The following is a 21,598-nucleotide window of genomic DNA, read 5'->3' as shown; positions in this document are numbered from 1 at the left end:
GCATTCTGCTTATCGACGACGCGCCCCGGCAGTTCTCCTGCCGGGGCGCGCTAGTCTATTTGCCATGGATAACGAGACGAGACAGTACGGCCGTCCAGGCGACGAGCCGCAGCGCCCGCGCCCGAGGCAGTACTTCCCGGACCATTCCGAACAACAGGCCCAGTACGACGATCAGTACTACCAGCCGCAATACCAGCAGTACGAGCCCCCGTACGAGCCCCCGTATCAGGAGCCGTACCAGCCGGAGCCGCAGAAGGGCTCGAGTGCCGCGTCGATTGCGCTGGGTGTGTTCGCAGCGTTGGCGTTCATTGCAGCTGTGGTGCTGTTTTTCCTGTGGCAAGGGGCGGCAGCGGAAGCCAAAAAGCAGCCGTTGACGGAGACGGTCACCCAGACGACCACCGCGACGGAGACCACGACTACGACGACGACGAAGTTCCCGTCGATCTTCCGCGACCGCGAGGAAGCAACCTCGATGTTGCCGCCGGAGCCGCTGCCGGATGATGTTGAGATCCCGCGCGATGTTCGGGACAGTGCCCGCGATATTCTCGACCAGATCCGCGACGGCGCGGACCAGTTTCTCCAGGAGCAGTAGGTAGATGGCAACGGCTATGGAATTGGCTACGGCGGTGGCGGGGGTCGTCGCAAAGCATTGCACTGATGTGGTGATGAGCCCGGGTTCGCGCAACTCGCCGCTGGCGTACGCGCTGCTCGCGCGTCGCGACATCACGGTGCATATGCGTATCGACGAACGCTCCGCCGCCTTCACCGCCCTCGGCCTCGCACGCGTGCAGCGCCGACACGTTGGCGTGGTGATGACCTCGGGCACGGCGGTGGCGAACGCGTACCCGGCGATGATCGAGGCGCATATGTCGCACACGCCGCTTGCCGTGATCAGCGCCGACCGCCCGGAGCGCCTCGTGGGCACCGGTGCCAGCCAGACCATTTGGCAGCAGGGCATCTTCGGCCGCTACGCCGAGACCCAACAGGTGGCGGACGAGGCGGCGGCGGAAGCGATCTCGTTCGACGCCGGCCAAGTACACATCAACGTTGCGCTGGACACCCCGCTCGTGCCGGACGCGCTGCTAGAGCCGGTTGGCGAGCCGCGCCGGGTCGGCCCGGGCGTCCTCGCACGCGGTGCGCTCGCAGGCTCGCGCACCGGGTTCGTCGACCATGGAGTCGTGGACATCGACCTCACCCGCGACACCCTGGTCATCGCTGGCGACGAGGCCTGGGAAGTACCTGGCCTGGAGCACGTGCCCACCATCGCCGAGCCGACCGCGCCGACCCCGTTCCACCAGGTCCACCCGTTGGCTGCGCGGTTCTTCGCGCAGTCGGAGGTGGCCATCTCCCACGACGGGGGTGACTTCGCCGCGTCCACCAAGCCGGAACAGGTCGTTGTGGTGGGGCACCCGACGCTGCACCGCGACGTCATGGCGCTGCTGGCGGATCCGGACATCACAGTCATTGGCCTGTCGCGCACGGACACGTTTACCGGCCAGCCGGATCTGCGCGGCTCGCGCGTCAACGCCACGGGCCAGCCGACGGATACCTGGATCAAGATCTGTGAGGCAGCCGGCGAGGTCGGCGCCGACACCGTGCGCCAAGCCCTCGCCGAGGAGCAGTTCGGCTTCACCGGCCTGCACGTCGCCGCCGCCGTGTGCGACACCCTCGCGGTGGGCGACACGATGGTGCTCGGCGCGTCGAACCCGGTGCGCGATGCCTCCTTTGTCGGCATGCCGTTCGACGGCGTGGATACCTACGCCGCCCGCGGTGCCGCGGGTATCGATGGCACCGTCTCCCAAGCTGTCGGCGTTGCCCTTGCCACCCAGGCGCTTCGTGCGGACGAGATCCGCGCACCCCGCACCGTCGCGCTCGTGGGGGACTTGACGTTCCTGCACGACATCAACGGCCTGCTCATCGGACCCGACGAGCCGCGCCCCGGCAACCTGACCATCGTGGTGGCCAACGACGACGGCGGAGGCATCTTCGAAACCCTCGAGCCCGCCGCTGAGCCGGTGCGCGACGTGTTTGAGCGGGCGTTTGGGACGCCGCATGGGGTGGTCGTCGAGAAGCAAGCGCTCGCGTATGGGGCGAACTACCGCCGCGCCGAATCGCTTGCGGAACTGCACCAAGTGCTGCTTGAACTCGAGGCCCAGCCCGACGGCATCACAATTGTGGAGGCCGTGACCACCCGCGAAACCCGCCGCGCGCTCGCGCAGCGACTGGCCAAGTAATGCGCTGGCGCAGACGCGCACACCAAGCCGTCATGGCGCTCTACGGATGCGCCGTGCTCGGCTGCGTTGCCATGGTCGCAGGGCCCGCGCTTCACGACGCCCAAATCCACGCCAACCCCGGCCGCGGCGTCGCCACCGTCACCGACCAAACCCGGCTGCGCACCTACGTGGAGTACGAAACCGAAGACGGCCGGCTCGTCTCACCGCGCGACGGGGTGCTCTATCCCACCGGGCTCGGCCCCGGCCAGCAGGTGTGGGTGACCTACGCCAAGAACAACACCGAGCTGGTCAAGGTGGAAGGCCGCGGGTGGGCGCTCTCGCTCATCCCCGCGCTGTCGGTGCTGGCCGTGGCGACGATTATCGCCGCTCTGGCCTGGCTCGCCGTAGGAAAAATTCACGTCCGGTTCAGCCGGAATTCGACCGAAGTTTCACGTCAACTGGGAGAGTAAACAGCATGCGAGTGGGAATCGTCGCCGAGTCCTTTCTACCCAACGTCAACGGAGTGACCAACTCCGTCCTTCGCGTCCTTGAGCACCTCAAACGGGAGGGCCACGACGCGATCGTGATCGCGCCTGGCGCCCGCGAGTTCCAGGACGAAGTTCCTGACTACCTTGGCTTTGAGATCGTGCGGGTGCCCACCGTTATGGTGCCGTTGATCGATTCGCTGCCCATCGGCGTTCCCACCACCACCGTCACGGCAGCACTGTCGCAGTTCAAGCCGGACATCATCCACCTGGCCAGCCCGTTCGTGCTTGGCGGAGCGGGGGCGTTCGCGGCCCGCCAACTCGGTGTGCCCGCGGTCGCGCTCTACCAGACGGACGTGGCTGGCTTTGCCACGAAGTACCAACTGTCCACCCTGGCTACCATGGCGTGGGACTGGACCCGCACCGTGCACAACATGTGCGAGATGACGCTCGCGCCGTCGTCGGAAACGATCAAGGCGCTGGAGGAGCACAACATCAAAAATATCCGCCATTGGGGCCGTGGCGTGGATGCGGAACTGTTCCACCCGTCGAAGCGCTCCGACATCCTGCGCCGTTCGTGGGACCCGACCGGTACGAAGAAGATCGTCGGGTTCGTCGGCCGCCTCGCCGCGGAGAAGTCCGTTGACCGCCTCGCCCCGCTGGTTACGGACCCGTCCATCCAGTTGGTCATCGTCGGCGGCGGCCCGGAGCGCGAGGCGCTTGAAGAGGTTTTGCCCAACGCCGTGTTCACCGGCCCGCTTTCTGGCGAGGAGCTCGCCCGCGCGTATGCATCGCTCGACCTGTTCGTGCATACCGGCGAGTTTGAAACCTTCTGCCAGGCCATCCAGGAAGCTCAAGCCTCGGGCGTGCCCACGATCGGCCCCCGCGCTGGCGGCCCCGTTGACCTCATCGAGCACGGCGTCAACGGTTTGCTGCTCGACGTGGCCACCTTCACCGAGGAGCTCCCCGACGCAGCGCGTTGGCTTCTCGACGACACCCGCCACCCCGAACTCACCACCACCGCCAGGGCGTCCGTGGCCGACAAGACTTGGGAGGCGCTTGGGCAGCAACTCCTTGGCTACTACACCGAGGTGCTCGACTCCTACGAGCGCAAGGTGATCCACCTGTTCGGCCGCGATGTTGCACTGCCGCGCTGGGTGCCGGTGAAGCGCAAAGTAGACTGACGGGCATGTCTGTCGGCGACCTGTCTACCAGCACTCAGAACTACCTCAAAGGCATTTGGGCCCTTTCGGAGTGGTCGGATGCGCCGGTGACGTCGTCGTCAGTGGCAAAGCACCTTGGGCTGCGGAAATCCACGGTGTCGGACGGGGTGCGCAAACTTGGCGAGCAGGGGCTTGTCACACACAAGCCTTACGGCACGATCGAACTGACCGAACTCGGCCACACGTATGCGGTGGCGATGATCCGCCGCCACCGTCTCATTGAAACGTTTCTGGTGGAAGCCCTCGGCTACACCTGGGACCAAGTGCACGACGAGGCGGAAAATCTCGAGCACTCCGTGAGCGACTTCATGGTCGAGCGCATCGACGCATTTCTTAACTACCCCACCCGCGACCCCCACGGTGACCCCATCCCCTCAGCCAGCGGGCGTGTCGACACCCCCGAAGCCGTCCCGCTGACCGGCGTGCAGCCGGGCCAGACGGCCACGATTGAACGCATTGCCGACGACGACCCGAAACTGCTGCAATTCCTGGACAGTCACGGGCTCGTCGTCGGCGCAACCCTCGAGGTGGGAGAGGGTGCCCCTTACTCCGGCGCGGTGGCGGTGCGGCTTGCCGGCGCGGCGGAGGCGGTGCCGCTCGGCGAGGAAGCCACAGATTCCGTCTTCGTGCGCGTAGATGCGTAACGACGACCGCGCAGCACCCCATGCGGGCCGAACAGATATACCACGGCAAACACCACACCCTGGGCGAGCACAATCATGCCGCCAGAGGCTGTGTCTAGGTAGTAGGAGCAGTACAACCCCACGATTGCACACGCCGCCGACATGGTCGGGGCGATGATCAGCATCGTGCCGAACTTGTTGGTGAGCAGGTAGGCGGTCGCACCCGGGATGATCAGCATCGCCACCACCAGGATCACACCCACAGCCTGTAGCGCCACAACGGACGTCAGTGCCAGGAGCGCCAGCAGTGCCGCACCGAGCAGACGCGGATTCAACCCAATCGCGTGTGCATGGGTGGGATCGAACGCGTAGAGGGTGAAGTCGCGCCGCTTGAGCACCAGCACGCTCAACACGATCGCTCCCAGGATGGCCACCTGCAGCAGGTCCCCACGGGACACACCAAGCAGATTGCCGAAGATGATGTGGTTCAGATCCGTGTGCGAAGGGGTTACCGAAATGAGCACGAGCCCCAGCGCGAACATGGTGGTGAACACAATGCCAATGGCCGCATCCTCCTTCACCCGGGACGTATCGCGCACCAGCCCGATCAGTGCCACCGCAAGGAACCCGAACACCACCGCGCCGACGGCAAACGGCACGCCCAGAATGTAGGCCAGCACCACGCCGGGCAGGACAGCGTGGCTTACCGCATCGCCCATCAGCGACCAGCCAACCAACACCAGCCAGCACGACAACAGCGCGCAGACAATCGACGCCACCAGCGAGGTCGCAAGCGCACGCATCATGAACTCGTACCCAAACGGCTCCGTAAGCAGCGCAATCATGCTGACACCCCCATACCGAAGCCCTGTACCAAATTGTCCGGCTCTAACACCACTTCAGTCGGGGCGTGCATCAACACCCGGCGGTTCAACAGCACCGTCTCCGGCGCGAGTTGCGGCAGGGCGACCAGATCGTGCGTCACCACAAAAATGGTGGTGCCTTCAGCGGCGAGGTCGCGCAACAGCTCAGTGATGGTGGCCTCGGAATGTTTGTCCACGCCGGCGAAGGGTTCGTCGAGAAGCATGATGCTCGCACCCTGAGCGATACCGCGGGCGATGAAGGCACGCTTCTTCTGGCCACCCGAAAGCTGACCGATCTGGCGGTCTGCGAACGACTCAAGGTGGGTGCGCTCTAACGCGCGATCCACAGCCGCAATGTCCTCCGCACGCGCGTGGCGGGTAAAGCCCATGTGGCCGTAGCGGCCCATCATGACCACATCACGCACTGTGACCGGGAACTGCCAGTCCACGTCCTCGCTCTGCGGGACGTAGCCCAGCACCTGCGTCTTGCGGGCGCGCATGGGGTCGATGCCGTTGATACGAACCGTGCCGCGATCCGGCTTGACCAACCCCATGATCGCCTTGAGTAGCGTGGATTTGCCCGCGCCGTTCATCCCGATCAGCCCACAGATACGGCCTGGTTGGACGCTCAAAGTTGCGCCGTCGAGCGCGACGACGTCGCCGTAGCGCACCGCAACATCCTCAACCGCGATTGCGGGGATCACTGCTTGCCCCCGTTCAAACCGTCGATGATCACCTTCGTGTCGTGGCGAATCAGATCCAGGTAGGTCGGCACCGGACCGTTTTCCTCAGAAAGCGAATCGACGTAGAGGGTGCCGCCGTACTCCGCGCCGGTGGCCTTCACGACCTGCATCATCGGGGCGTTAGAGACCGTGGATTCGCAGAACACCGCTGGGACGTTGTTTTCCTTCACAAACTCGATCGCGCCGGCGATCTGCTGCGGGGTGGCTTCCTGCTCAGCATTGACTGGCCAGATGTAGCGCTCAGTTAGCTTCGCGTCGCGGGCCAGGTAGGAGAACGCGCCCTCACAGGTCACCAAGGCACGCTGCTTGTCGGGGACGGCGGCGAGCTTGGTCTCCAGCTCGTCTTGCACAGCCTGCAGTTCGTTTTTGTATTTCTCCCCGTTGGCCTTGAAGTCTGCGGCGTGTTCCGGGTCGAGTTCGCTGAACGCGTCAACGATGTTGTCCACGTACTTCTGCACGTTCACCGGGCTCATCCACGCGTGCGGATTGGGCTTGCCGGCGTAGGCGTCCTCGGCGATGTCGATCGGCTCGACACCCTCGCTGACCACGGCGTGCGGCACATCCAGGTCGGCGACGAACTGGGCGAACCAGTTCTCCAGGTTCATGCCGTTATCCAAAATCAGGTCCGCGTCGGCGGCACGAGAAATGTCGCCGGGGGTGGGCTCGTAGCCGTGGATCTCCGCACCAGGCTTGGTGATGGATTCCACCTTGAGGTGATCGCCCGCAACGTTCGCGGCGATGTCCTGGATCACGGTGAACGTTGTGAGCACGACAGGGGTGTCTTTGCCGCCTGCTGCATCAGTGCTTTCTTCAGAGCAGCTCGCCAGGCCGAGGGAGAGAGCAGCCGTAGCGACGAGCGCAAGCACTTTGGTTTTCATCATGTCGTTCCTTTGCGTTGGGAGCGTGGAGGGGAGCAGGCAATCTGTGTGCCCACGCTGGCGAATAATAAAGTTCGGTATGTCGAACTGGCAAGTGGCGTAAGGGCGTACAGCCTACTTTTGTGGGTGGCGAAGTAGACCGAAGTAGACTGACCAACCATGGCCAAGGCGGATCTGGAGAAAAAGCCCTTCGACGTTGCCGGAATGTTCGACGACGTGGGCAAGAACTACGACAAGACGAACACCGTGTTGTCGTTCGGGCTGGACAAATACTGGCGACGACGCACCCGCGAACGCCTCGAACTCAAACCAGGGGAGAAGGTGCTCGACCTCGCCGCAGGCACCGCCGTGTCCACCGTCGAGCTCGGTAAATCCGGCGCGTGGGTCGTGGCGTGCGACTTCTCCCAGGGCATGCTGGCCGCCGGCAAGGACCGTAAGGTGCCCAAGGTGGTCGGCGACGCGATGTACCTTCCGTTTGCCGACAACACCTTCGACGCGGTGACCATCTCCTACGGGCTGCGCAACGTCCATGATTTCGAGGCCGGCTTGCGCGAAATGGCGCGTGTGACCAAGCCCGGCGGGCGCCTTGTGGTCAACGAGTTCTCCACCCCCGTCATCCCAGGATTCCGCACCGTGTACAAGGAATACCTGCCACGTGCTGTGCCGGCGCTGGCCAAGGTATTTTCCTCCAACGCGGAGGCCTACGAGTACCTTGCGGAATCCATCCGCGCATGGCCCAACCAGGAGGAGCTTGCCGCGGCGATCAACGCCAACGGTTGGGAAGACGCCGGCTGGCAAGATCTCACCGCCGGTATTGTGGCGCTCCACAGCGCCGTGAAGCCGCTCGACTAAGCCGCGCTAAGCGACGTCCCAGAGCGGGGCGTTCTTCGGCACCACGCGACCTGCCGCGCGCCACACGCGTGCGACCAGGTCGCGGTCGTCTTCCTGCACCAGGTTGCCCATCAGGCGCGCCGCTGCAGGCATGAGGTAGCGGCCGCCCAGACCGCGCAGCGCCACCGGGCCAGCCAGCGGTAGGAACTGCGGGTAGGTCAGGAGACGGGCGAGGGTGCGAGCCAGCGTAAACGCGTCACCGTAGTGGCTGCGCAACAGCGCCGGCCAGGCAAGCGTGAGGTCGCCGCCCGCGTTGATTAACTCGACCGCCAACACCGCAGTTTCCAGCCCGTAGTCGATGCCTTCGCCGTTGAGCGGGTTCACGCACGCTGCAGCGTCGCCGATGAGGACCCAGTTCGGGCCCGCAACGTTGGACACCGCACCACCCATCGGCAACAGTGCGGAGGTCACCGCCTGCTCCGGGCCGAGGTTCCACGCCTCGCGCTGCTGTGCGGCATAGTCGGCGAGCAACTTCTTCGTGTTCACCTTCGCCGGGCGCGCATCGGTGGATAAGGCTCCGCAGCCGAGGTTCACGGTGCCGTTGCCAAGCGGGAAGATCCAGCCGTAACCAGGCTGAATCACGCCATCCGCGTCGCGCAGCTCTACGTGCGAATGCATCCACGGCTCGTCCGAAAACGGCGATTCGCAATACGAGCGTGCCGCAATCCCGAATACCTCCCCTTTGTGCCACTCGCGTCCCAGTTTCTTGCCAAAGGGGGAGCGCACGCCGTCGGCAACCACGACCCACTTCGCGCGTACCGAGCCCTGATCCGTCTTCACAGCACTGATCGCGCCGCCGGAAAACTCCACACCCGTCGCGGCGCAGTTCTGGCGGATGGTGGCGCCGGCGGTGCGGGCTTCGTCGACAAGCATTGCGTCAAACACCGTCCGAGGAGCTGCAGAGCCTTCACCGCGCGGCCAGGGCGCCTCGACGTCGCCGCCGTAGCCGTGCAACTTCAACCCCTTGTTGCGATACGCGGGTACCTCCAGATTGAGTGCCTCGAGCGTCTCCACCGCACGCGGGGTCAACCCATCGCCGCAAGTTTTGTCGCGGCCGGGACCCTGGGCGTCGAGAAGCAAAGTCTGCAAACCCGCACGCTGCGCCGCAATCGCCGCCGCCGAACCAGCCGGTCCAGCACCCACAACCACAAGGTCGAAATACTCAGTCACGCAACTGATTGTGCCAGCGCCACCCGCTGCTACAGAACCAAGGGCATGTGGGCTACGGTAGGTGCGTTATCCATGTGCCCCTCCAACCTGCAAGGACGTTATCGATGACGTACGGCACCACCCCGTCACCCCGCCACGGATTCAAGATTGACCTTGGCGACGACGCACTCAACACCCGGCTCAACACCGGGCTAGAAGCGGTGGAGGACCTCCTCATGGCCGAACTTTCACGCGGCGAAAAGTTCCTCACCGACAAAGTCACCCACCTCGCCGCAGCCGGCGGCAAACGCTTCCGCCCCATGATGGCGCTGCTGTGCGCCGAGTTTGGCCCCAACCCGCGCGCCCAAAACGTAATCAACGGCGCCACCGTCACCGAAATGGTGCACCTGGCCACGCTGTATCACGACGACGTCATGGACGAAGCTGAACGCCGCCGCGGCGTTGAGTCCGCCAACGCGCGCTGGAGCAACACCGTCGCCATCCTTGCAGGCGACATCCTGTTTGCCCACGCCTCACGCCTGATGAGCCGAATGGACCTGGCCACCGTCGAGCACTTCGCCGACACCTTCGAGGAACTGGTCACCGGCCAGATGCGCGAAACCGTCGGCGCACAAGGCACCAACCCGGTTGAGCACTACCTGAAGGTCATCGACGAGAAAACCGGCGTGCTCATCGCGTCCGCCGCCTACCTGGGCGCGCGGCACTCCGGCGCGTCCGACGAGGTGGTCCAGCGTTGCGCGCGCATCGGCGACGCCGTGGGCATGGTGTTCCAGATCGTCGACGACATCATTGACATTTTCTCCGACCCCGAACAATCCGGAAAGACCCCAGGCACCGACCTGCGCGAAGGCGTATTCACCCTGCCAGTGCTCTACGCGCTCGAAGAGGACTCCGAGGCCGGCGAAGCCCTTCGAGGGCTCCTCACGGGCCCGCTTACCGACGACGCCGACGTCACCCGCGCCCTCGACCTCCTGGGCCGGACACGCGGCCGTGAGCGCGCCTTGGAAACCGCCCGCGGATACTTGGACATCGTCGAACGCGAACTCGACGCGCTGCCCGACATTCCAGCCCGCGAAGCGCTGCGCACCATGACCCGACTTACCGTCGAACGCGTAGGATAACCAGGCGATTTGCCTACATTACGGTGGCGTGATGTAAGGTAATCCCCGCACTTCAAACGTGCACGCCAGGTTGCCCGAGCGGCCAAAGGGAGCGGACTGTAAATCCGCCGGCATTCGCCTTCAGAAGTTCGAATCTTCTACCTGGCCCAGGCCCCCCCCGCCGATCCCCATCACGGATCGGCGGGGTTTTTCGCTGTGCGGTGCTGTGGTTCTGCGGCTGCAGGACGGTAGGGAGTGATGGCCTATGGCGTAGGTTATGGAGCGGTTTATGTCGTCGATAAGCATGTGTAAAAACATGGGCTGTACTGGCGATTTGTGTTTATAAACGATATCGGGTTAATCTTCTCAAGGCTTCAACGGAGCGGGTCGCAAGATCCACAACAAAGAGGCTGTGCCCCCTTAGCTCAGTCGGCAGAGCGTTTCCATGGTAAGGAAAAGGTCGACAGTTCGATTCTGTCAGGGGGCTCTGTTGTTTGCTGGGGTCCTTGCACTTCGTGCGAGCGTCAGTGAACACATGGCGGTGTAGCTCAGTGGTAGAGCAAGCGACTCATAATCGCTGTGTCGAGAGTTCAATTCTCTCCATCGCTACTCACCTCAAACGGACGCCACAAGCGCCCGTGGTAGGGTTAGGCGCACCGAATAAGGTGCCCTAGGGGCGTGGCGCAATTGGTAGCGCAACGGTCTCCAAAACCGTAGGTTGCAGGTTCGAGTCCTGTCGCCCCTGCCAAAACAACCTGGAGGAGTTTTCGTGACTAACCCCAACGGTCAGAATGCCGCACAGCCAACCGGCAAGCGCCAACTGCGAGGGGTCTCGCCCGTGTCCTCCGACGGGTACGAAGCAAAGCGTACCCCCGTCAATGCCGACGAGGCCGAGGAAAAGACCACCAGCATCGCAACCTTCCCGGGCGAAGTCGTCTCCGAGATGAGCAAGGTCATCTGGCCGACCGGCAAGCAGATGCTGAACTACACGCTGATCACATTCGCGTTCCTCATTGTGCTCACCATCCTTGTCTGGGGTACCGACACCCTGGCTTCCATGGGGATTCGTTGGATTCTCATCCGATAAGTACAATTTCACGCGTAACGTTTCCCGCCTCCTCGAACACCGAGGGAAGGCGGGATACTTTTTGCCCCGGTAACCTTGGGGCACACCCGCGAACATACGAGGAGAACAACCATGACTGAGGTAAACGAGGACGTCAACGGCGCGATCGAAAACAACGAGCAGGAAATGATCGACGAAGGCGCGCCCGTCGACCCCTCCACCGACCCGGTCATCCACGGCGACTCCGACCCGGCCGGCACCAACGAGCAGGATGACAACGCCGAGGCGACCGAGGGCGCGGAAGCCACCGAGGCGACCGAGGGCGCGGAAGCGCCGGAGGCAGAGGGCGCTGAGGCCGCGGAGGGCGTTGAGGCCCAGGACGCTGAGGCTACGTCCGACTTCGACGCTGAATACCGCAAGCGCCTGCGCGAGTACACCCGCGAACTGAAGAAGCAGCCGGGTGAGTGGTACATCATCCAGTCCTACTCCGGCTACGAAAACAAGGTGAAGACCAACCTGGAGATGCGTAGCCAGACCCTCGAGGTCGAAGACTCCATCTACGAGGTCGTCGTGCCTGTCGAGCAGGCGCTGGAGAAGAACAAGGACGGCAAGAACAAGCTGGTCAAGCGCAAGCTCCTGCCGGGCTACGTCCTCGTGCGCATGGACATGAACGACGCCGCATGGTCCGTGGTGCGTGAAACCCCGGGCGTGACCTCGTTCGTCGGTAATGAGGGCAATGCCACCCCGGTGAAGCACCGCGACGTCGCCAAGTTCCTGCTGCCGAAGTCCGCCGCGGCCGGCGCGAAGCCGCAGGTCGACGCCGAAGGCGACACCGTTGTGCCGTCGGCGGAGGAGGCGCCGAACAAGGTCACCCACGACTACAAGGTCGGCGAGGCCGTCACCATCCTCTCCGGTGCACTGGCGTCCGTGTCCGCTACCATCAACGCCATCGACCCGGAGACCGGCAAGATCGAGGCGCTCGTGTCCATCTTCGGCCGCGAGACCCCAGTCGAGCTGACCGCCGATCAGATCGAGCGCATCATGTAAGCGCATTTTGCTTATCGACGACGCCCTGGCGTAACCTATCTCGTCGCGTGTGTTTTGCGCACACGCGACGTTTTCGTTTTCTCATCCCCGGTGGCTGGGAAAAACCCGGCATCCGGAAGCCTTACCGCTGTTCATCGCGGTGGCGAGGCTGTAACTAGGAGGTAATTGCGATGGCTAAGAAGAAGGTCACTGGCCTGATCAAGCTTCAGATCGAAGCTGGTATGGCAAACCCGGCCCCGCCGGTCGGTCCGGCACTTGGTGCACACGGTGTCAACATCGTTGAGTTCACCAAGGCATACAACGCTGCGACCGAATCCATGCGCGGCAACATTGTCCCGGTGGAGATCACGGTCTACGAAGACCGCTCCTTCGACTTCATCCTGAAGTCCCCGCCGGCTGCATCCCTGCTGCTGAAGGCTGCAGGCCTGCAGAAGGGCTCCGGCGTTCCGCACACTGACAAGGTTGGCAAGGTCACCTGGGAGCAGTGCAAGGAAATCGCCGAGACCAAGAAGAACGACCTCAACGCCCGCGACATCGAGGCTGGCGCCGCGATCATCGCTGGTACCGCACGTTCGATGGGTATTGACGTCGAGAAGTAAAGCGCACCTCGTCGCTTTACGTGGAAGGGCCTTCAGCCAGGCCCGCCAACCACAACTCCTGAAAGGAATCAAACATGGCTAAGAAGTCCAAGCGTTACATTGAGCAGCTCGCCAAGGTGGACCGCGACGCGTTCTACCACCCGCTGGATGCGGTGACCCTGGCAAAGGAGACCGCTTCCGACAAGTACGACGCAACCATCGACGTTGCGATGCGTCTGTCCGTCGACCCGCGCAAGGCTGACCAGCTGGTCCGCGGCACCGTCAACCTGCCGCACGGCACCGGTAAGACCGTCCGCGTCGCAGTCTTCGCTGAGGGCGAGAACGCCACCAAGGCGAAGGAAGCAGGCGCTGACATCGTCGGCACTGACGAGCTCATCGAGCAGATCAACGCTGGCCAGCTCGACTTCGACGTAGCTATCGCTACGCCGGACCAGATGGCTAAGGTCGGCCGCGTCGCCCGCGTGCTCGGCCCGCGTGGTCTGATGCCGAACCCGAAGACCGGTACGGTCACCCCGGACGTCGCTAAGGCGATCCAGGACTCCAAGGGCGGCAAGATTGCCTTCCGCGTGGACAAGGCATCGAACCTGCACGCAATCATCGGTAAGGCTTCCTTCACCCCGGAGCAGCTCGCTGAGAACTACGGCGCGCTTCTCGACGAGGTCGTTCGCCTCAAGCCGTCTTCCGCCAAGGGTGTCTACCTGAAGAAGATCACCGTGTCCGCAACCCAGGGCCCGGGCGTTCCGGTTGATACCTCTGTGGAGAAGGACTACGCCAAGAAGGCATAGTCTTCCCGCAACGATTTCGCGCCTCGGTGGTTCACCGGGGCGCTTTTTCGTGTCTGGGGGTAGTGCTTTGTCGCAACGCTTAATGGAAGTAGTATTCGTTAAGTGTTGAAAACGGTTACCAATAGTCTTGTGGTTGTCTGCCTCGCCGCCTTGCTCACCCTGTTGACGTGTGGCGTGGCACTGGCGGATCCCGCCCGTTTTGATCGGGGCCACATCGATGTCTTCAACGTCACCGCCGACGGTGGCAGCCTGACTTTGGACCTGCAGGAGGACGTCACCGGCTCCCACGTGCGCCGCGCACCCGAGGATGTCGATTTGGTTGTCGGCGAGGCGGCCTACACCGACGAAACCGCCAACGTCCCAGAGATCGGCGAGCCCGGCTACCTGCTGCCACAGACCCAACGTGCCGACCTGCTGTGGCCCGGGTGGGACACCCAGGGCGTGCGCGAAGGTGGCTTCGGTCGCGTCGACATCGAGTTCCGCGAGGTCTCCGGGCCAGGATCCGTCTACCTGTTCCAGACGGGAAGCTTCGGCTCCTTCCAACCCGTGCTTGATAGCGACCAGCCGCAGCTCTCCTCAGGATCCCGCATTGTTCAGGACGACCCGTCCCACGTCCACGCGAACTGGCTGTTCACCCAGCCAGGCGTGTACACCATGAAGGTTGTGGCAACCGCGGACGGCGCCGAGTCCAACGAGGCGGTGTACACGTGGCACGTCGGCGACGCGAGCGCCGAGACCGGTACAGACCGCGCCAGCGCCGAAACCAAGGCCGACACGAGCACCGGCACGTCCCACAACGACGCAAACAGCAACGCCGCAGCCAACAGCGCAGACTCGGTTTCGAAGTCTGTTGCTTCCAAGCCGGTAGCCCAGAAGCCGGCGCCCGCAGCAGCACCTGCGGCCAAGCCGGCGCCCGCCACCACCTCAGCAGCGGCGAAGAAATGCACACCCGCGTTGCGCCCGATGATCAAGGACGACCGCAACGTGCCCGCCACCTGGAAGCGTCCGGAAGACCTTGTGTTCGGGCTTGGCAACGCGGCGGAGGCGGACCTGCCCCAGGCGGTCGGCCCAGTGCCTGCCGGCAAGGCGTGGATGATTGGTGCGACACAGCAGGACAACGTGCCGTGGCTGGGTGCGAACACGCAGCACGAGTCGCTCATTGAACACACCACCGGCGAGGTCACCTGGGAAGTAACAAACTTCAACGGCCCCGGCCCAATGACCGTGTTCACCCAGGGCGGCCTGGGGCAAGTGGTGGGCGAGGAGTGGTTCACCGCAGAGAATGGTCGCGGCTCCGGCAGCCACACGATCCCGGCGAACTCGCACGTGCACCCCAATTGGGTGTTCGGTGCACCCGGCACGTACAAGGTGACCATCCGTCAGACCGCCACCACAAAAGGCGGGGAGAAGGTCTCCGGCGAGGCCACGCTGACGTTCAATGTCGGCGAGACCGGCAACGCCGATAGCGGCCACTTCGATTTCGGCTCCATGTTTGACCCAGAAGGCAGCTGCAGCGCCGGAGCTGCAACGGCACAAGGCAGCGACGCCGCACGCTCAGGTGACCTCGCAGAGACCGGCACCACAGTGATGACCGTGCCGTTCGCCATCCTGGGCCTCGGCGTCGCGGTGTTCGGCGCGGCGATGTGCACGCTGGACACTGCCTTGCGACGCCGCCTGATTGCCCTCGCAGGAGCCTCGAAGTGAAGCGCGCCAAAGCTATAGCGGCCCTCGGGTTGGTTGCGGGTCTGGTGGGCTGCGCGCAGGCGGACGGTGCGGTGGATGATGGCCGGTTGCGTGTGGTGGCGTCGACAAGCATTCTCGCGGATGTCGTGCAGAATGTCGCCGGCGATGCCGCTGACGTCACCCCGTTGATGCGTCGCGGCGCCGACCCGCACTCGTATGAGCCGACCCTGCACGCCACGCGCGACATTGCCTATGCGGACGCCGTGTTCACCAACGGGCTGTTGCTGGAGCCGCAAGCATTGAGCCGCACGATCGAGTCGACGGCGCGACCCGACGCGCGTGTGGTGGCGCTCGCCGAGCAGACGCAGCGCTACGGCTACGCCCCGATCCCGCTGGTCGAGGACGCGAGCTTGGACACCGTGTGGTTGGGCCTGCGGTTCGAGGGCGACCTGCCCGCCACCGCGGTCACCGAGCTTTCGCTTGTCGACGCCACCGGCCCCGGCAAAGCTTTCGCCTTCATCCTCGGCACGTTTGGCACACCTGAGTTGCTCTTCGACTCCGACGGCGGCTCGACCATGCTGCCGGCGGGTGCGCACACGCACGTGAGTTGGGCCTTTTCAGCGCCGGGTGTGTACGAGTTGCGGCTGCGCGCGTCGGTGCGCGACGCGGTCGATGCGCCAGAGCGCAGCTCCGCCGAGCAAACCGTGACGGTGGTTGTCGGCCAGGACCCGGCGCAGGTCGCGCCTGGGAAGGTGGCGATCGAGCATGGTCACGTGGACATCGCCACGCTTGTCGACGACACCACCACCCACCTGACGCTTCGCACCGACGACCACAGCCACCCCGGCCACACCGACATCAACCCCGCCGATGCCGTCGTTGTTGTACCCACAACCACCCTGCAGCCGATCCCGCCACAGCGCGAGTTCCGCTTCCTCGGCAACCCGGACGACGAGACCTACCTGCTGCCGCAGGCGGTACTCGGCCGTCACGTGCACGGCGAGCTAGACCCGCACATCTGGCACGACCCGGCCGCGATGAAAGCGGTGGTTGACGTGGTGCGCGACGAACTGTCCGCCATCGACCCGTCACGCGCCAGCCAGTTCGCGGACAACGCCAAGCGCTACCAGTCGCTTCTCGACGACACCGACCGCACCGTCCGCGCCATGTACGACTCCATCCCCGAAACCAACCGCAACCTGGTCACCACCCACCACGGCTACGCCTACCTCGGCCGCGCCTACGGGCTGCGCATCGCAGGCTTTGTCACCCCGAACCCGAGCGTGGAGCCGAGCCCCCGCGACCTGCTGGCACTCTCGCGCACCTTGGACAACCTCGACGTGCCGGCCGTGTTCGTCGAGTACGGCAGCGAACAAGAAACGCCTGTGCTCACCCAAACGGCCGCCCAGCACGGGGTGAACGTGTGCCCGATCTGGGGCGACTCCCTCGACCCGCCCGGTCAGGGGCCGGCGCAAACGTATGTGGACTTTGTGCTGGCCAATGGGTCGTCGATTAGTAACTGCTTGAAAGGACAACAATGAAAAAGATTCCAGCCCTCATCACCGCCGCCATGATCGCGGCCGCACCCGCAGCAACCGCCCAGGTACAGGACAACAACCCCGCCCTGCAACAAGTCGTTGACGCCAACGAAACGATCGCGCCGGAAGGCGAACGCACCGTCATCGACGCAGGCCACGTTGACCTCGGCCCCATGTTCGTGGACGACAAACTGCAATTCCTCGTTCGCGACGACACCCATGAGCCCGCCATGTGGCGCCACCTCAACGACGTCGTCTTCGCCGTCGGCGACGCCGCCAAGCAAACCCTGCCCGACACCAACGACTTCGACTTCACCGGCGCCAAACCAGGCTCCGACGTATGGGTCGTGCCCCAAACCGAAGTCGCAGGCGTGCCATGGCTGGGCTGGAACTCCCAAGCCCCCTCGCTGCTCGAGCGCTCCACGTCCGGCATGAGCCTCGAATTCGCCGGCCACGACGGCCCTGGCGACTTCTCCCTCTTCGTCCAACCCGGCGGCTTCCACGAACCGCAGCAACTGTGGAACTCCCGCACCGAAGGCGACCAGTCCATGTGGGTCGAACCCAACACCCACACCCACGCCAACTGGGTGTTCACCGAGCCGGGCGTGCACCTGATCAAGGTGCGCGCGGAGGTGGAGGACACTGACGGCCAGGTGCACACCGACGAGCAGGTGCTGCGCCTTGCGGTCGGCGTTGACCCGCAGGAGGCGTTCGACGCGGAGTTTGCGGGCGCCGGGGAGGGGGCGTCGTCGTCAAGCAATGTGCTCCTGTTCGCAGGCTTGGGTGTGCTCGTCCTGGCGTTGGTGGCGTTCGCGGTGGTGTGGGGGCGTCGTAAGTGATCACAATCCGCGACCTTGCCGTGTCCTACCCGGGACGTGAAGTGTTTCAGGGCGTGGACGTCACGCTCAACGGCGGCGAATTCACCGGCCTGCTCGGGCCGAACGGCGCAGGCAAAACGACGCTGATGCGTGCGATGCTCGGGCTCGTACCCGCCGACGCAGGCACCGTCGAGACGACCGACTCGCGTCCGATCCGCGACGTCGTCGGCTATGTGCCTCAACGCCACAACGTCGCGTGGGATTTCCCAATCGACGTCTACACCGCCACCCTCAACGCCACGCTTGGGAAGCGCCCCTGGTTCCGCCGCGCTGGCGAACGCGACCGCATGTGGGCGCAGCGTGCGCTTGAGATGGTGAACCTTGCAGACCTCGCCGACCGCCCCATCAGCGACCTGTCCGGCGGCCAGCGCCAACGCGTGCTCATCGCGCGTGCTTTGGTGCGCCGTCCGCGCATGCTGCTTCTCGACGAACCCTTCACCGGCCTCGACATCCCCACCACGGAACATTTGCTCGGGCTGTTTCGTGAGCTCGTCGATAAGGGCCTGGGCGTTGTGATGTCCACCCACAACATCGTCGAGGCCGTCGAATCCTGCGACCGTCTCATCCTGTTCAAAGGCGGCATCGTGGCGGATAGCCCGACGCGCCTGCTTAACGACGACACCCCCTGGATGCACACCTTCTCCGTCGGCCCCGACTCACCGTGGCTGCGAGGCGTGCGCGCACACCTGGAGGCCGCCCATGCCTGAGATTTCCTTCCTGCAATTCCTCGCCGACATGGCGAACCCACAACTGGCATTTCTGCCACGTGCGCTGGGCGCCGCCGTGATCGCCGCGGTGCTCTGCGCGGTGGTCGGGTGCTTCGTGGTGCTGCGCGGCATGGCGTTCATCGGCGACGCCGTTGCGCACGCGGTGTTTCCCGGCATCGCCGTCGCCTTCGCCTTGCAGACCTCGGTGCTGCTCGGCGGCGCGGTGGCGGGGGCGTTGGTGGCGGTGCTGATCGCGGTGATGTCGCAACGCCGCACCATTAAAGAAGACTCCGTGATCGGCATCGTGTTTACCGCCGCGTTTGCCATCGGCCTGGTGATCATCTCGCGGGTCGAGGGCTACACCGCCTCCGTGAGCTCGTTCCTGTTCGGCTCGCTCACCGGCGTTGGCGTGCGCGAACTGGTGGTCAACGCGGTCGCTGGCGCCATCATCGTCGCCATTGTGGTTGTCCTGCGCCCGTGGCTGACCGCCGTCGCCTTGGACCGTGAAACCGCCCGCGCCATGAACCTGCCCGTCGCTGCGTTGGACCTCGCGCTGTATCTCAGCGTGACGTTCGCCGTTGTGCTCGCCGTACAGACCGTGGGCAACATCCTGGTCGTCGCACTGCTGATCACCCCGGCTGCCGCCGCGCGCCTGTTCACCGACCGGCTGGACACGATGATGCTCATCGCCGCCGCATTCGGCGTGGTTGGCAGCGTCCTGGGCGTGTGGCTGGCGTGGGCCTACGATTCCCCAACCGGGGCGACGATCGTCCTTTCCGTCACCGCCCTGTTCGCACTGAGCTGGCTGTTCGCGCCGCGTCGCGGAGTGTTCGCGAAGGTGGTGCGGGCATGAAGTTGTACCGACTTGTGACGCTGGTCGTCGCTACGCTTGCGTTTGCTGTGGCACCACTGGCGCAGGCGAGCAGCGAGCACAAACCCGGCGATCCCGGCCACAGCGTGACCCTCGACGCGGACGTCGACCACCCGTGCGCCGGCCGCAAACTGCTCTACCACTCCCACAACGACGCCCTCTACGGCACGCGCTCCGGCGGCAAGCTAGCGGTGATGGCGGTCGACGGCCAACAGGTCACCTCCCAAGACTCGGTGTGCTTCCGCCTCGCCCCAGACGCGGACGCCGATGGCAACGACCTGTCCAAACTCACCATCCCCGACGACGGCACCCTCGACTTCCTCGGCCCCCGCGGCAGCGAAGTGTGGGCAGCGCCGCAAAGCGTGGACTGGACCGACAACTGGCGCCCCATCTGGTCAGGCCTCGGCGCGTTCGACCCCGCCCACGAACTCGACCCCACGTCGATCCCCACCAACTTCAAAGACGACGTCATGCACTTCGACCTCGTAGACATGGATGCGCCCGGCGACATCAACGTCATGTTCACCAGCCGCGTCTACGAACCGGAGCGACTATTCGACTCCTCCAACCCAGACATGCGCACCATCACCTACGAAGTCGGCGGCCACGGCCACTTCACCTGGACGTTTTCCAAACCAGGCATCTACGCGCTGACGTGGCAAGGCCGAGCCGAGCGTACCGACGGCACCACCGAACGCTCCGAACCCATCACCCAATACTGGCTTGTCGGCGACGACGCCCCCGTCGGCCTCCCCGAAGGCACCACCACGGGCCTGCGCACCCCAAAGTCGGCATCCACACCCACTGACGCGCAACCGACCACGTCGGCGACCACCACGGCGGCTCCGACCTCCACCCAGGCCTCCACGTCGGCGCAGCCAACTACCACCGCGCCAACTCCTGCGCCGGCACCAGGCACCTCCACGCCCAACGCCGCAGCGAAGGAGCGCGCGCTAATCAAGGCGGGTCATATGGATATGGCCTTGGTGGGGGAGGGGTCGTCGTTAAGCACAGTGCTCATCGATGATTCCGACCCCCTCCACCCGGCGCACCGACCCTCCGGCAGCTTCATCTTCGCCGTGCCCGACAGTGCGCGCACCGACCTGCCCGATAGCGTGCGCGACAGCTTCCCTGGCAGCCCAGCGCAGATGTGGATACTGCCGCAAGCACAGGACAAGAACCTGCCATGGCTGGGCTTTTCCACCACGGGAGTGCCCGCGAGCGCGATTGAGGAAGGCAGCCGGATCACGGTAAGCATGCGCGACGTCACCGGCCCGGGCCGCCTGATGACATGGCACGAGGATCTGCGAGGCCTGCGCATCGAACTGGATTCGGGCGACCCGTCCAAAACGCTCCAATACCCGGTTAACGCTCACGACCACCAAGGCTTTGGGTTCACCGAGCCGGGCATCTACACGGCGACGTTCGTGTATTCCGGCACCACGCGTGACGGTGAGGCGTTTGAGAAGGAACTCGTCGCAACGTTTGCAATTGGCGACGACGCCATCACCAACGCCCCAACCAATCCCGACGACACCGATAACGCAGGCAACACGGGCAACGCGGGCAAAAGCCTGAACGTCCCACAGGCGTTGGCGGCGGGTCTGCGGCAGGTGGAGAAGGAGCTCAAGAAGTTTGGCGACGCCATCGCGCCCGCCGCAAAACCGTCCACGAAGCCGTCTGCGCAGGCGACCACACAGCGGGCGACACGGCCGACGACACGGCCGAGCAACCAGGCAACTTCTCGCCCCTCGCGCACCGCTGCACCTGCGGCCCCGGCAACCACTGCCCAGTCGGCCCGGTCGGCCCAGTCGGCTCGATCGGTGAGTACTGCGCGTGCTGCACAGGCTGCACCTCGCAGTCAGGCGGCGGCTCAATCCACGGCGAAGCAGTCTCCGACGAGGCGTGCGCAGGCAAGCCGTGCAGCGTCATCGCAACTATCGACGAGCACTAGCGCCCCCGCCACAACCTCCGCCCCTTCGCCGGAGCCCTCACCTGAGTCTGCACCCGATGCTTCGGGCAGCGGGATTCATGCCGCGCAGCCCGTCGAAGGCACGAGCAACTCCGCGACGGCCGGCGGCTTCTGGGCTGGCCTCGCGATTGGTGTTGGCATCATGGCGCTCATCGGCGGCGCAGTACTGTTTGTTGCCGCGCTGAAATTGCTCCGTCGCGCTGAGCGACACGACGAGCACTAGCCGAAGAGTTGGTCCATTGCCCCGTGGTTGGTGTTTTTCA

The 21,598-nt window shown here is 64.6% G+C and carries 21 protein-coding genes and 4 tRNA genes; 21 read left to right on the top strand and 4 right to left on the bottom strand.

Annotation, left to right across the window (positions count from 1 at the left end):
• Positions 1-64: 64 nt before the first annotated feature.
• The 5 genes from HMPREF3120_RS08930 to HMPREF3120_RS11795 are packed head-to-tail and all read left to right on the top strand — an operon-like array spanning position 65 to position 4,565.
• Entirely contained in the window at positions 65-592 is a 528-nt protein-coding gene (locus tag HMPREF3120_RS08930; RefSeq protein ID WP_070452458.1) for a hypothetical protein, read from the top strand.
• Between the two features lie 4 nt (positions 593-596).
• Positions 597-2,234: a 2-succinyl-5-enolpyruvyl-6-hydroxy-3-cyclohexene-1-carboxylic-acid synthase gene (gene menD, locus HMPREF3120_RS08925; RefSeq protein WP_070452455.1), complete on the top strand. Its 1,638-nt coding sequence runs from the start codon at positions 597-599 to the stop codon at positions 2,232-2,234.
• Positions 2,235-2,266: 32 nt separating this feature from the next.
• On the top strand, positions 2,267-2,683 hold the full coding sequence (locus tag HMPREF3120_RS08920) for a DUF3592 domain-containing protein (RefSeq protein WP_246815457.1): 417 nt from the start codon (positions 2,267-2,269) through the stop codon (positions 2,681-2,683).
• A gap of 5 nt (positions 2,684-2,688) precedes the next feature.
• Positions 2,689-3,882, top strand: coding sequence for a glycosyltransferase family 4 protein (locus HMPREF3120_RS08915; RefSeq protein ID WP_070452450.1), 1,194 nt, complete (start codon positions 2,689-2,691; stop codon positions 3,880-3,882).
• Positions 3,883-3,887: 5 nt separating this feature from the next.
• Positions 3,888-4,565, top strand: a complete 678-nt coding sequence (locus HMPREF3120_RS11795) for a metal-dependent transcriptional regulator (RefSeq protein WP_070840407.1) — start codon at positions 3,888-3,890, stop codon at positions 4,563-4,565.
• Here the strand turns inward: HMPREF3120_RS11795 and HMPREF3120_RS08905 are convergent.
• From HMPREF3120_RS08905 to HMPREF3120_RS08895, 3 genes are read right to left on the bottom strand one after another with little or no spacing between them, the layout of a single operon-like run.
• The gene (locus HMPREF3120_RS08905; protein WP_070452444.1) at positions 4,466-5,389 is read right to left on the bottom strand and encodes a metal ABC transporter permease; all 924 of its coding nucleotides are present in this window, start codon (positions 5,387-5,389) and stop codon (positions 4,466-4,468) included. The two genes, HMPREF3120_RS11795 and HMPREF3120_RS08905, sit on opposite strands and share 100 nt — an antisense overlap.
• Entirely contained in the window at positions 5,386-6,111 is a 726-nt protein-coding gene (locus HMPREF3120_RS08900) for a metal ABC transporter ATP-binding protein (RefSeq protein ID WP_070452441.1), read from the bottom strand. The genes HMPREF3120_RS08905 and HMPREF3120_RS08900 overlap by 4 nt, the downstream gene beginning before the upstream one ends.
• Positions 6,108-7,028 (bottom strand): metal ABC transporter substrate-binding protein, encoded by a 921-nt coding sequence (locus HMPREF3120_RS08895; RefSeq protein ID WP_371325693.1) that lies wholly within the window; start codon positions 7,026-7,028, stop codon positions 6,108-6,110. Before HMPREF3120_RS08895 ends, HMPREF3120_RS08900 begins: the two co-directional genes overlap by 4 nt.
• A 159-nt stretch (positions 7,029-7,187) precedes the next feature.
• Here HMPREF3120_RS08895 and HMPREF3120_RS08890 point away from each other — a divergent pair, with 159 nt between their 5' ends.
• Positions 7,188-7,880, top strand: a complete 693-nt coding sequence (locus HMPREF3120_RS08890) for a demethylmenaquinone methyltransferase (protein ID WP_070452438.1) — start codon at positions 7,188-7,190, stop codon at positions 7,878-7,880.
• Positions 7,881-7,886: 6 nt separating this feature from the next.
• Here the strand turns inward: HMPREF3120_RS08890 and HMPREF3120_RS08885 are convergent, their stop codons facing one another.
• Positions 7,887-9,098 carry a geranylgeranyl reductase family protein gene (locus HMPREF3120_RS08885; RefSeq protein ID WP_210384512.1) on the bottom strand — a complete coding sequence of 404 codons (1,212 nt, stop codon included), beginning with the start codon at positions 9,096-9,098 and terminating at the stop codon, positions 7,887-7,889.
• 95 nt (positions 9,099-9,193) lie between these two features.
• Between HMPREF3120_RS08885 and HMPREF3120_RS08880 the strand changes: the two genes are divergently transcribed.
• From HMPREF3120_RS08880 to HMPREF3120_RS08810, 15 genes are all read left to right on the top strand, one after another.
• The gene (locus tag HMPREF3120_RS08880; protein ID WP_070452433.1) at positions 9,194-10,210 is read left to right on the top strand and encodes a polyprenyl synthetase family protein; all 1,017 of its coding nucleotides are present in this window, start codon (positions 9,194-9,196) and stop codon (positions 10,208-10,210) included.
• 64 nt (positions 10,211-10,274) lie between these two features.
• Positions 10,275-10,357: transfer RNA gene (locus HMPREF3120_RS08875), tRNA-Tyr, on the top strand.
• Positions 10,358-10,603: 246 nt separating this feature from the next.
• Positions 10,604-10,676, top strand: a tRNA-Thr gene (locus HMPREF3120_RS08870).
• A gap of 50 nt (positions 10,677-10,726) precedes the next feature.
• Positions 10,727-10,798, top strand: a tRNA-Met gene (locus HMPREF3120_RS08865).
• A gap of 63 nt (positions 10,799-10,861) precedes the next feature.
• Positions 10,862-10,937: transfer RNA gene (locus tag HMPREF3120_RS08860), tRNA-Trp, on the top strand.
• 21 nt (positions 10,938-10,958) lie between these two features.
• Positions 10,959-11,276 (top strand): preprotein translocase subunit SecE, encoded by a 318-nt coding sequence (secE, locus tag HMPREF3120_RS08855; RefSeq protein ID WP_070421763.1) that lies wholly within the window; start codon positions 10,959-10,961, stop codon positions 11,274-11,276.
• A gap of 111 nt (positions 11,277-11,387) precedes the next feature.
• Complete coding sequence (gene nusG / locus HMPREF3120_RS08850) at positions 11,388-12,302, top strand: transcription termination/antitermination protein NusG (protein WP_070452431.1); 915 nt, start codon at positions 11,388-11,390, stop codon at positions 12,300-12,302.
• A 170-nt stretch (positions 12,303-12,472) separates the two neighbouring features.
• Positions 12,473-12,901 (top strand): 50S ribosomal protein L11, encoded by a 429-nt coding sequence (rplK, locus tag HMPREF3120_RS08845; RefSeq protein ID WP_070421765.1) that lies wholly within the window; start codon positions 12,473-12,475, stop codon positions 12,899-12,901.
• A gap of 74 nt (positions 12,902-12,975) precedes the next feature.
• The gene (rplA, locus tag HMPREF3120_RS08840; RefSeq protein ID WP_070452428.1) at positions 12,976-13,686 is read left to right on the top strand and encodes a 50S ribosomal protein L1; all 711 of its coding nucleotides are present in this window, start codon (positions 12,976-12,978) and stop codon (positions 13,684-13,686) included.
• 102 nt (positions 13,687-13,788) lie between these two features.
• Positions 13,789-15,390, top strand: coding sequence for a TIGR03773 family transporter-associated surface protein (locus HMPREF3120_RS08835; RefSeq protein WP_070452424.1), 1,602 nt, complete (start codon positions 13,789-13,791; stop codon positions 15,388-15,390).
• Positions 15,387-16,910, top strand: coding sequence for an anchored repeat ABC transporter, substrate-binding protein (locus HMPREF3120_RS08830; RefSeq protein ID WP_070452422.1), 1,524 nt, complete (start codon positions 15,387-15,389; stop codon positions 16,908-16,910). The genes HMPREF3120_RS08835 and HMPREF3120_RS08830 overlap by 4 nt, the downstream gene beginning before the upstream one ends.
• Entirely contained in the window at positions 16,907-17,746 is an 840-nt protein-coding gene (locus tag HMPREF3120_RS08825) for a choice-of-anchor M domain-containing protein (RefSeq protein WP_070452419.1), read from the top strand. Before HMPREF3120_RS08830 ends, HMPREF3120_RS08825 begins: the two co-directional genes overlap by 4 nt.
• On the top strand, positions 17,743-18,492 hold the full coding sequence (locus HMPREF3120_RS08820; RefSeq protein ID WP_070421770.1) for an anchored repeat-type ABC transporter ATP-binding subunit: 750 nt from the start codon (positions 17,743-17,745) through the stop codon (positions 18,490-18,492). The genes HMPREF3120_RS08825 and HMPREF3120_RS08820 overlap by 4 nt, the downstream gene beginning before the upstream one ends.
• Positions 18,485-19,345 (top strand): anchored repeat-type ABC transporter permease subunit, encoded by an 861-nt coding sequence (locus tag HMPREF3120_RS08815; RefSeq protein WP_070452416.1) that lies wholly within the window; start codon positions 18,485-18,487, stop codon positions 19,343-19,345. The genes HMPREF3120_RS08820 and HMPREF3120_RS08815 overlap by 8 nt, the downstream gene beginning before the upstream one ends.
• Positions 19,342-21,558 (top strand): choice-of-anchor M domain-containing protein, encoded by a 2,217-nt coding sequence (locus HMPREF3120_RS08810; protein WP_070452413.1) that lies wholly within the window; start codon positions 19,342-19,344, stop codon positions 21,556-21,558. Before HMPREF3120_RS08815 ends, HMPREF3120_RS08810 begins: the two co-directional genes overlap by 4 nt.
• The last annotated feature ends 40 nt before the right edge of the window (positions 21,559-21,598 follow it).

Source organism: Corynebacterium sp. HMSC11D10, assembly GCF_001806995.1.
Taxonomy (GTDB): Bacteria; Actinomycetota; Actinomycetes; order Mycobacteriales; family Mycobacteriaceae; genus Corynebacterium; species Corynebacterium coyleae.
This window is presented reverse-complemented; position numbering and strand designations above follow the sequence as displayed.